9 protein-coding genes and 1 pseudogene are annotated in these 8,629 nt (G+C 62.3%); 2 read left to right on the top strand and 8 right to left on the bottom strand.

What is annotated here, in order from left to right; translation table 11 throughout:
* From EN893_RS09815 to EN893_RS09800, 4 genes are all read right to left on the bottom strand, one after another.
* The coding region (locus tag EN893_RS09815) for a metallophosphoesterase (protein ID WP_206640098.1) at positions 1–890 on the bottom strand (890 nt) is incomplete at its 3' end.
* Positions 891–1,077: 187 nt separating this feature from the next.
* Positions 1,078–1,455, bottom strand: a complete 378-nt coding sequence (locus tag EN893_RS09810) for a hypothetical protein (protein ID WP_128361517.1) — start codon at positions 1,453–1,455, stop codon at positions 1,078–1,080.
* 183 nt (positions 1,456–1,638) lie between these two features.
* A complete protein-coding gene (locus tag EN893_RS09805; RefSeq protein ID WP_127272620.1) occupies positions 1,639–3,084 on the bottom strand; it encodes a homospermidine synthase in 1,446 nt (481 codons plus the stop codon).
* A gap of 231 nt (positions 3,085–3,315) precedes the next feature.
* Positions 3,316–4,347 carry a substrate-binding domain-containing protein gene (locus EN893_RS09800; protein ID WP_164749020.1) on the bottom strand — a complete coding sequence of 344 codons (1,032 nt, stop codon included), beginning with the start codon at positions 4,345–4,347 and terminating at the stop codon, positions 3,316–3,318.
* 210 nt (positions 4,348–4,557) lie between these two features.
* Here EN893_RS09800 and EN893_RS09795 point away from each other — a divergent pair, with 210 nt between their 5' ends.
* Complete coding sequence (locus EN893_RS09795) at positions 4,558–4,887, top strand: hypothetical protein (protein ID WP_127268296.1); 330 nt, start codon at positions 4,558–4,560, stop codon at positions 4,885–4,887.
* Positions 4,888–5,014: 127 nt separating this feature from the next.
* Positions 5,015–5,458 (top strand): hypothetical protein, encoded by a 444-nt coding sequence (locus EN893_RS09790; protein WP_127268297.1) that lies wholly within the window; start codon positions 5,015–5,017, stop codon positions 5,456–5,458.
* Here EN893_RS09790 and EN893_RS09785 read toward each other — a convergent pair.
* The 4 genes and pseudogenes from EN893_RS09785 to EN893_RS09770 form a co-directional block, all read right to left on the bottom strand.
* On the bottom strand, positions 5,455–6,396 hold the full coding sequence (locus tag EN893_RS09785; RefSeq protein WP_127268298.1) for a DUF3445 domain-containing protein: 942 nt from the start codon (positions 6,394–6,396) through the stop codon (positions 5,455–5,457). The two genes, EN893_RS09790 and EN893_RS09785, sit on opposite strands and share 4 nt — an antisense overlap.
* A gap of 12 nt (positions 6,397–6,408) precedes the next feature.
* Positions 6,409–7,071, bottom strand: a complete 663-nt coding sequence (locus EN893_RS09780; RefSeq protein ID WP_127268299.1) for an aminotransferase class IV family protein — start codon at positions 7,069–7,071, stop codon at positions 6,409–6,411.
* Positions 7,020–8,165, bottom strand: coding sequence for an aminodeoxychorismate synthase component I (locus tag EN893_RS09775; RefSeq protein WP_127268300.1), 1,146 nt, complete (start codon positions 8,163–8,165; stop codon positions 7,020–7,022). Before EN893_RS09775 ends, EN893_RS09780 begins: the two co-directional genes overlap by 52 nt.
* 178 nt (positions 8,166–8,343) lie before the next feature.
* Positions 8,344–8,629: pseudogene (locus EN893_RS09770) on the bottom strand (proton-conducting membrane transporter); the annotation flags it as partial.

Here is an 8,629-nt window from a genome sequence, read left to right as displayed (position 1 = left end):
ACGCCATTGTCGTCGAACACCACCTTGAACTCGCCGAGATATTTCGAGTAGGACGCCGCCTGCACCACCGGCACCTTGTAGCCGTCCGGATTGTCGACCATCGTCGGGTAGGGGCCTTCCGCCTTCGGATCGGTGTTCGACAGCAGCGAATGGCTGTGACCGCCGACGACGACATCGATGCCCGGGATCTTGGCAATGACGTCGCGCTCGCGCCTGTAGCCGATATGGGTCACGGCGATGATCTTGTTGACGCCTTCGCCCTTGAGCTTCTCGACTTCGGCGGTGATCGACTTGACGTCATCCTCTATTGCGACGTTGGGTCCGGGGGAAGCGAGGTCCGGCGTGTCGTTGGTGATCGCGCCGATGATGCCGATCTTCTGGCCGCCGACCTCGACGACAACAGATGGCTTGACTCGGTCGCCGAGCTTGGATTGCGCGTTGGCCTTCACATTGGCGCCGAGCACCGGGAACTTGATCATGTCGAGGAACGGCGCCAGGGCCGCCTCGCCGTCGTCGAATTCATGGTTGCCAAGGGCCATGGCATCGAACTTCATGTCGTTGAGGAATTCGCCTTCGACCTTGCCCTTGTAGGTCGTGTAGAACAGCGAGCCCTGGAAATTGTCGCCTGCGCTGAGCAGCAGCACGTTCTGGCCTTGCAGCTTCTTGCGCTCCTGGGCGATCGCGGTGATCAGCCGGCCCGCGCCACCGATGCACTCGCCCTTGGTTTCCTCGTCCGCCGAGCAGGTCGATTCATATTTGTTGTTGCCTTCGATGCGGCTGTGCCAGTCGTTGATATGCAGGATGTTCAGCGTGTAGTCGGCAAAGGACGCGCCGGCCGACAGACCGAGTGCTGAGGCTGACAGGGCTGCAATGGCGGCAAGTTTCTTCATCTTCGTCTCCCGGAAAGCCGATCAGAGGCCACTAGCGCTCTTGCTTGACTGGAACATAACAGCCGGCGCTTCGGCCATGTTCCCATCGCGTTCCGGATGACGCAAGCGGAATCCGGGACCCCTTTGCCGGCATAAAAAAGGACGGCGGCCAACCGGCCGCCGTCCTTGGAAACGAATGGTCGCGGGCTCAGACGCGCCTTGTCAGCACGAAATTCTGACCGCTGGAACTCGTGCAGTTGAGCTGGCTTGTCGACACCATCAGGCAGTTGAAGCTGACCGCGGTCTGGCGGATCAGCGAGGTGCCGTTGATCTGCACCGATGTGGCGCCGGTCATCGTGTAGCTGCCGTCGGCAAGCTTCTGGCCGGTGTCGGTGGCCACGGTCGTGAAGGTACCGCCGGCGAAGGTCGACAGGCCGGTGCCCTTGGCGTCGATCCAGGAGCCCTCGACGCCTTTCGGCGCCGCTGCCATCGGCGGTTCATCAGGGCCGTTGGTCGAACAGGCGGGGAGCATCGTCGCAATGGCACCCGCCACGCTCATCGAAAGAATTTTGCGCGCAATGATCATATGAAAATCCTCTCCTCTCGCATCGGCCCGAAAACCGGAATCGATTTTCGACAAGCACGAGGCGTGCATCCAAGTTTCCAGAGCGACATGCGTCCAGATGAATGCGTGTCGTTGTGGTCCGCATCCCTTCAATCGCCCGATTTCCGGGCGATTGCAAGGCGGTGAGGCAGGTAGGCGGTGCTGCTATCGCACAAGGATGTTGCGGAACTGCCACGGGTCGTTCCGGTCGAGGTCTTCCGGGAACAGGCCGGGGCGGTTATCGAGCGGCGTCCAGTCGGTGTAATAGCCCTTGACCGGTCCGAGATACTGGGACTGCACTTCCAGGCACCGCCTGTAGTCCATCTCGTCGGCTTCGACGATGCCGGCCTCGGGGTTTTCGAGCGCCCAGACCATGCCCGAGAGCACCGCCGAGGTGACCTGCATGCCGGTGGCGTTCTGGTAGGGCGCCAGCTTGCGCGCCTCGGCGAGCGACAGCTGCGAGCCGTACCAGTAGGCATTCTTGTCGTGGCCGTAGAGCAGCACGCCGAGTTCGTCGACGCCGTCGATCAACTCGTTCTCGTCGAGCACATGATGCACCGGCTGAGGCTTGCCGGCGGCGCCGAACATCTCGTCGAGCGACAGCATAGCGTCGTTGCAGGGATGGTAGGCATAGTGGCAGGTCGGGCGGTATTGCACCTTGCCCTTCTTGGAACGCACGGTGAAGAAATCGGCGATCGAGATCGCCTCATTATGCGTCACCAGCAGGCCGTATTGCGCGCCGGGCGTCGGGCACCACGAGCGCACGCGCGTGTTGGCGCCCGGCTGCTCCAGATAGATGGCTGCCTTCGAGCCGTGCTTGTGCTTCTTGGCGTTCTTCGGCATCCATGTCTCGTGTGTGCCCCAGCCAAGTTCCGCGGGCTGCAGGCCCTCGGAGATGAAGCCTTCGACCGACCAGGTGTTCCAGAACACATCCATCGGTTTCGGCTTCTTGGCGCGCTGGGTGTCGCGTTCGGCGATGTGGATGCCCTTGACGCCGGCCTTCTTCATCAGCTTGGCCCAGCCCTCGCGGTCGTCCTGCGCGGGCTCCGAGAACTCCAGGCCAAGATCGGTGGCGAGATTGACCAACGCCTGCTTGACGAACCACGAGACCATGCCTGGATTGGCGCCGCAGGTGGAGACCGCCGTGGCGCCGCCGGGCTTGTCGTGCTTTTCCTTGAGCAGCGACTCGCGCAGCGCGTAATTGGTGCGGCTGGCGTTGTCCGCCTTGGCGTCGAAATAGAAGCCGAGCCATGGTTCGACGACGGTGTCGATGTAGAGAACACCGAGCTTGCGGCAGAGCCGCATCAGATCCACCGAGCCGGTATCGACCGACAGGTTGATGCAAAAGCCCTGGCCGCCGCCATTGGTCAGAAGCGGGGTCAAGAGCTTCTTGTAGTTCTTCTCGGTCACCGCTTCCTGGACGAAGGCGATGCCGCGCTCGTCGAGCAGCTTGCGGTCGGTGTCGCGCGGGTCGATGACCGTCATGCGCGACTTGTCGAACTGGAAATGGCGTTCAATCAGCGGCAGCGTTCCCCGGCCGATCGAGCCGAAGCCGATCATCACGACAGGGCCGCTGATCTCACCGTAAACGGGCCAGTTTTCATTCGCCATTTTATCGAGCACTCCTTCAAAACCCAGGAAACTGGGAAAACATGCGCAAGCCGGGGATTTTTGCCCGGCGGCCATGCGCTACATCACAGATCATTGTCACAAACCAGCGAAAAGCGCCAACCAGCGGCTAGCTGCGTTGGCTACGTGGTTAAGGCTGAAACCGTGGATGAATGGCTCTACCCGAACCAAAGTTAGCTCATTTGCCAAGCGCAAGCGACGTGCCCCGTCCGTTCAACGGATTTTTGCCCTCGGCGCAGCTGTGGACGCCCGAACCACCAACTCCACGGGCAGAACGACTTGGCGGGGCGGTTGGTTGTCAAGAACCATGCGGGCGGCGAGCCTGCCTTTTCCGATCACGTCTTGCGCGACAGTCGTCAGCGGAGGTGTGGTGCGCGCGGATTCAGCAGTGCCATCGAAGCCAATGACCGACACGTGGCCCGGCACCTCTATGCCGCGACAAACCGCCTCGTCGAGTATTGTGATCGCCTGCCAATCCGACATGGTCAGGATCGCGGTTGCTTCAGGCACATTGTCGAACACCACCGCTCCAGCAGATGGATCGCCGGGCGTCGTCTCGATAATCGGGACATCGTCGATCGACAAGTTCGCCTCCGCCAAGCCCTGTTTGAAACCGTCAAGCCTTTCGTCATCGAGTGAGAAGCCGGCAAGAAGCGGGCGCTTTGCCTGTCCGGGCATGTGCACAATGGGAGGGCCTGAAGTTCTCCGTATGGACAGGATGGCAAAATGTCGGTGTCCCAGCCCGGTCAGATGCCGGACGGCAGCGACCGCGCCCCTCCTGCCGTCGATCTTTATCGAATTGATGTCGGGACCTGCGTCGCTTTCGAGAATGACGAAGGGCAGGCGTCGCCGTTGTGCCGATGTTATGAGGCCGATATCCGCGCTGTGACCAAGGATGAAGCCGTCGACCAGGGCCTCGCGGATATTGGCGATGCGGGTATTATCGGTGCCGTTTACAAGGCTGAGCGTCGTTCCGGCCTCGTCGCAGGCGAGCGAAACGCCCAGCACCAACTCGCGGAGATAGGGACTTCTGAGCACGTCGGCGATGGCGTAGGCGCCAGGCGGCATGAACCCGATGGCATTGAACTTGCCATCCCGCAGCAATCGTCCCTTTGGATCGGGGCCGCCAAACCCGAGCGCTCGCGCGGCCGCTTCGACACGTTGGCGCAACTCAGGCCTGACCAGTTCCGGCCGGTTGAAGACGTTGGAAACAGTGCCCCGGGAGACACCGGCAGCCTTGCCCACGTCGGCTAGCGTTGGCATTGCGATTCACCCCGTTTCCCTTCAGTTAGACCATTTTTTGGAGCGCTCCAAGAATTTTGTTGACTCGAAAGTGGAAAGGGCGGATCGTATCACTTGGAGCGCTCCAAGTAGGCGTATCTGGCATTTTCGCGACTGAAACATCGAAGATCGTCAAATGGCTTGGTCCCAACGGCCACGCCCAGGGAGGGTGTTATGGCAGAAACCAATGTTTTTCCCGCCTCGCTTGTCGGTAAGACTTTCGACTGCGTTTTCGGCCCGTTCGTACCCCGGCTGACGTTTTTCTCGCCGGAGGAATTACATGTGCAGGCGTCGATCGGAGCCACCAAAATTGACGAGGTGGTCAAGATCGACATGACCAGCGTACGCCCGAACCTCGTGCTCATGAGCTGGACGGAGCAGAGCGGCAACTTCATCGTGCAGTTGCAGGATCATGAGAAAGGGATCGTCCACAACTATGCGCGGCTGGCCGACGGGCAGCTCTTCTGTGCCCAAGGCGCCATTCAAGCCGTTTCGCCTGCGTGACGCTCCCGCGTCGGGGCCGGCAAAGTGCGGCATCGACCGGCATACTGCTGTTTCCTAGTTGAAGTACTTCGGATTACGATCTGCTGAATTGCCGTCATCGATTTCCCTATTGAAGGAGGAAAGTGCGATGGAACTCGCTTACGACAGTCATCTGCTTGCCCGAATTCTGCTGAGCGTCGCGACCGTGGGCTACGGTGTGGTGACGATCAAAGCCGACCTCAACGCCACCCACGCCACCAATCCGCTGTGGACTCCGCACGCCCGGTTTCACGTCGTTTGGCAGGTGCTGAGCTACACCGGAGTCGCGCTGATTGCGCTGGGGCTTATCTGGATTGGAGGCCCACTCCAAGCCGAGCGGCTCTATCTCGCCGGGGGATTGGGCGTCGCCATGTATGGAGCGTTCTTCGTGGCCATGCTCTCACGACCGATCTATGGCGGCGTGCTCTACGACGAGAACGGCTACCTGCCATTCCGACCGCCGTTCGGACCGGCGGGTTGGCGGTGGGATGTCAACGTCACCGTCTTTACCGCGATGTCCGCGATCCTGCTGCTGGGCTTGGCCGCGATTTAGGACAGCGCCAGCACCCCGAGCCGGTCGACCAGCCGATCGCGGTCTGATGTCAGGCCCTTATAGTCGAGTTGGGCGAGATCGAGCGCTTCGAGCTGGGCGGCGAAAGACGCCGCGAGCTTCGCCCGATCCGGGTGCCTGGCCAGCACGGCGAGCGGGTCGAGATGGATGCGGATGGTGAACAGGATATCGCGTGAAACAGGCAGTTTGCGCAGGGTCTGCCGCTCGACGCGGATGAACGCATGAGCGTCGATATCGCCATCGGGAAAGCGCGACGGCCGGTTGGTGGCGCGGTCGATGCGCTGCAGGTCGGAGAGCGGATGATAGAGCGCGTTGTCGGACTGGATCGACCAGTTGTAGCGCTCGACCGCCTGCCCCTGGAGGCCATCGAACATCCGGTTGATGAGTTCCGCCGGACGCGTGCCCGGGCCGAAACCCGGCACCGGCGCGTGGATGTCCTGCAGCGGCTTGCCGAATTTTTCCAGGAGCGACCAGGACGAGGGAAAGCAGAGCGAGCCGGCGACTAGCCGCCAGCCGCTGTCACCGCGGCGCATCAGGATCAGGTCTTCCTGGACGAGCTGTGAGGCTTTAGCCAGCGGCGCCTCGGCGAGGGAAGCAGGCAGACGGCCCGCCGCGCCCGCCACCTCGACGCCTGATCCGCCGAGCCGATGGGTTTCGGGGAACCTCTCCAGGAGATGCGCAGCGAGCAAGTCGAGCACTTCCTGCTGGGCATCGCGCGTGCCGTCCTCCTCGACGAAAACGCGCTCTGGGATTTCGGCATAGAGCCGGTGCTTTTCGGCGAGATACGGCAGCAGATGGCCGTCGATCTCGATCCAGTCCGCCGGATCGAGCGGCTTCAGCCCGATACTGAACAGTTTCGACGAGCCGTCATAGGGCGTGTGGGTGGGGAGCGTATGCTCTGGGGGCGTGTGAGTGGGCACAGTCGTCCTGTTTCAGGTCAGTCTTGCGGGGATCAGTCCGCGCAGCGAATTGCCGACGAACAGGGACTTGGCGGATTTCAGATCGTCCAAGCTGTAGATCGCTTCGCGGGCGCGGCCTTCATCCAGAAGCTGCGCGCGCAATACACCAGGCAGCAGGCCGCAGTCGAGCCGGGGCGTGGCCAGCACGCCGTCGCCGAGATCGGCAAAGACATTGGTGATCGTGCCTTCACAGATCTCGCCGCGCTCGTTGGCCATAAGCACCTCGTCGGCCTGGGTGATGAGGTGTTCGGCGCGGGCACGCGTGTAGAGCTGCCGCCGGCTGGTCTTGTGGCGCAGCAGCGTGTCGTGCGAATCGAGCCTCGTCCGCGCCAGCCGCAGCATCCAGACCTTGTCGGCGGCGAGCGGTTCATAAGGCTGCGCCGAGGCCGCCACCTCACCATCGTGCGACAGGACGAGCCGCGTGCGCATGGCAACGCCGGAACCGCCGACCGCGCTGCTCAGTGCCTCGCCGACCTTGCCTGGAGCACAGCGGAAGCCGAGCTCCGCCGCCGAGCCATAGAGGCGCGCAAGATGGCGATCGAAGCGCAGGAAGCCCGGGCCGGGTTCCCAGCGCATGGTCTCGATCAACTGAAAGTCGGCGGTGTTCCCGTCGCGAAGCGCGCTTTCAGCAGACACTCCTGATACTCCTCCTGCGCCGTCGAATCGAAGACGACGCCGCCTCCGACATTGTAGACGGCCTCGCCGCCCGAAAAGAGCGAGATGGTGCGGATCGCCACGGAAAAGCGCATCGGGCCGCCGGGCGCGATCCAGCCTATGGCGCCGCAATAGGCATCGCGGGGCGTGCCTTCCAGGTCGCGCAGGATCTCCATGGCACGGATCTTAGGCGCGCCGGTGATCGAACCGCAAGGAAACAGCGCCGCGAAGATCTGGCGGATAGAGAGACCCGGCAGCAGTTTGGCCCTGACGTCGCTTACCATCTGATGCACGGTCGGGTAGGTCTCGATGCGGAACAGCGCCGGCACGTCCAGCGTGCCCACCTCGCTGATCAGCGAGATATCGTTGCGCAGGAGATCGACGATCATCCGGTTTTCGGCCTGGTTCTTCTCGTCATTGCGCAGGAAGATCTTCTGCCGCTCGTCTTCGGCCTTGGTGGCGCCGCGCGGCGCCGTGCCCTTCATCGGATGCGTCTCGATCATGCCCTCGGCGTCGATCTCGAAGAACAGTTCAGGCGAGCGCGACAGCACGATGGGTTCACCGAGCGCGATCAGCGCGCCATATTTCACCGGCTGACGTTCCGTCAATGCATCGAAGGCGGCCAGCGGCTCGCCTGACCATTGCGCATGCACGGGAAAGGTCAGATTGCCCTGGTAGCAATCACCTTGCCGGATGTGCTGGTGCAGCCGCGAAAAGCGTTTTTCATAATCCTCCGGCGACCACGTCGCACGGGCGTCGAAGATCGGGCCGTTGGTCGCCGTGGTGTCGCGCGGCGGCACCGCCTCTTCGACCGGGGCATCGAAAACCCCAAGGCACACGAGTGGGGCCCGGCGTTCATTCGGCAGCAGGGGAACGAGCTTGGGTTCGAGCAGGTAGCCCGCCTCATACGAGAAATAGCCGGCAAGCCATTTGCCTGCATCATGCGCGGCTTGTGCTGCTTCCAGAGCCGGTTCGAAATCCCCTGCTTCGTGCGCCACGATGATATCGGCCGGCCGGTCGAAAACGAGCTGGCGCGCGCTTTTGTCATTGCGAAAAATTGCGGCGGGCAGGGACATGGGACTCGTGCTGCGGTCTATGAAGCCATCAACCGCTCTATATGGGGTGCCGCTCGCGCGCAATCGAGGGAACGGCACGCTGCCTCTCAAAGCCGACCTCAGGGCCAACCCAGGGCCCAAGAGCAAACGGCGGCGCCGATATGGCGCCGCCGTTTGTAGTCTCGGTTCTTGCCGGCGATCAGCTGTTGCTGAGGGTTCCGGCTGTTGGAAACTGCTTGGCGAATTCCTTCTCGTTGCCGGCGGCGAGCAGCTTGGCTTGCTCGATCCAGCGTTCGCGCGCGATGCGGCCGTCGAAATTCATGACGTCCTCGATCCGTTTGACATCGGCGGCGGTCCAGGACGCGATCTGGGCGAAGCTGGTGACGCCTTGCGCCTTGAGCAGCTTCTCGTTGACCGGACCGATACCGATCAGCCGGCGCAGATTGTCGGGCTTTCCGGATGCTGGGCCGGCTGCTGGCTTGGCT

This window comes from Mesorhizobium sp. M7A.F.Ca.CA.004.04.2.1 (genome assembly GCF_004022825.1).
Taxonomy (GTDB): Bacteria; Pseudomonadota; Alphaproteobacteria; order Rhizobiales; family Rhizobiaceae; genus Mesorhizobium.
Note: the sequence above shows the minus strand (reverse complement) of the source record. Positions and strands in the feature narration are given on the sequence as shown.

Excerpts from the sequence above, each read along its gene's own strand:
- EN893_RS09810 (WP_128361517.1), bottom strand. The coding sequence starts at position 1,455 with ATGATCATTGCGCGCAAAATTCTTTCGATGAGCGTGGCGGGTGCCATT.
- EN893_RS09805 (WP_127272620.1), bottom strand. The coding sequence starts at position 3,084 with ATGGCGAATGAAAACTGGCCCGTTTACGGTGAGATCAGCGGCCCTGTC.
- EN893_RS09795 (WP_127268296.1), top strand. The coding sequence starts at position 4,558 with ATGGCAGAAACCAATGTTTTTCCCGCCTCGCTTGTCGGTAAGACTTTC.
- EN893_RS09790 (WP_127268297.1), top strand. The coding sequence starts at position 5,015 with ATGGAACTCGCTTACGACAGTCATCTGCTTGCCCGAATTCTGCTGAGC.
- EN893_RS09775 (WP_127268300.1), bottom strand. The coding sequence starts at position 8,165 with ATGTCCCTGCCCGCCGCAATTTTTCGCAATGACAAAAGCGCGCGCCAG.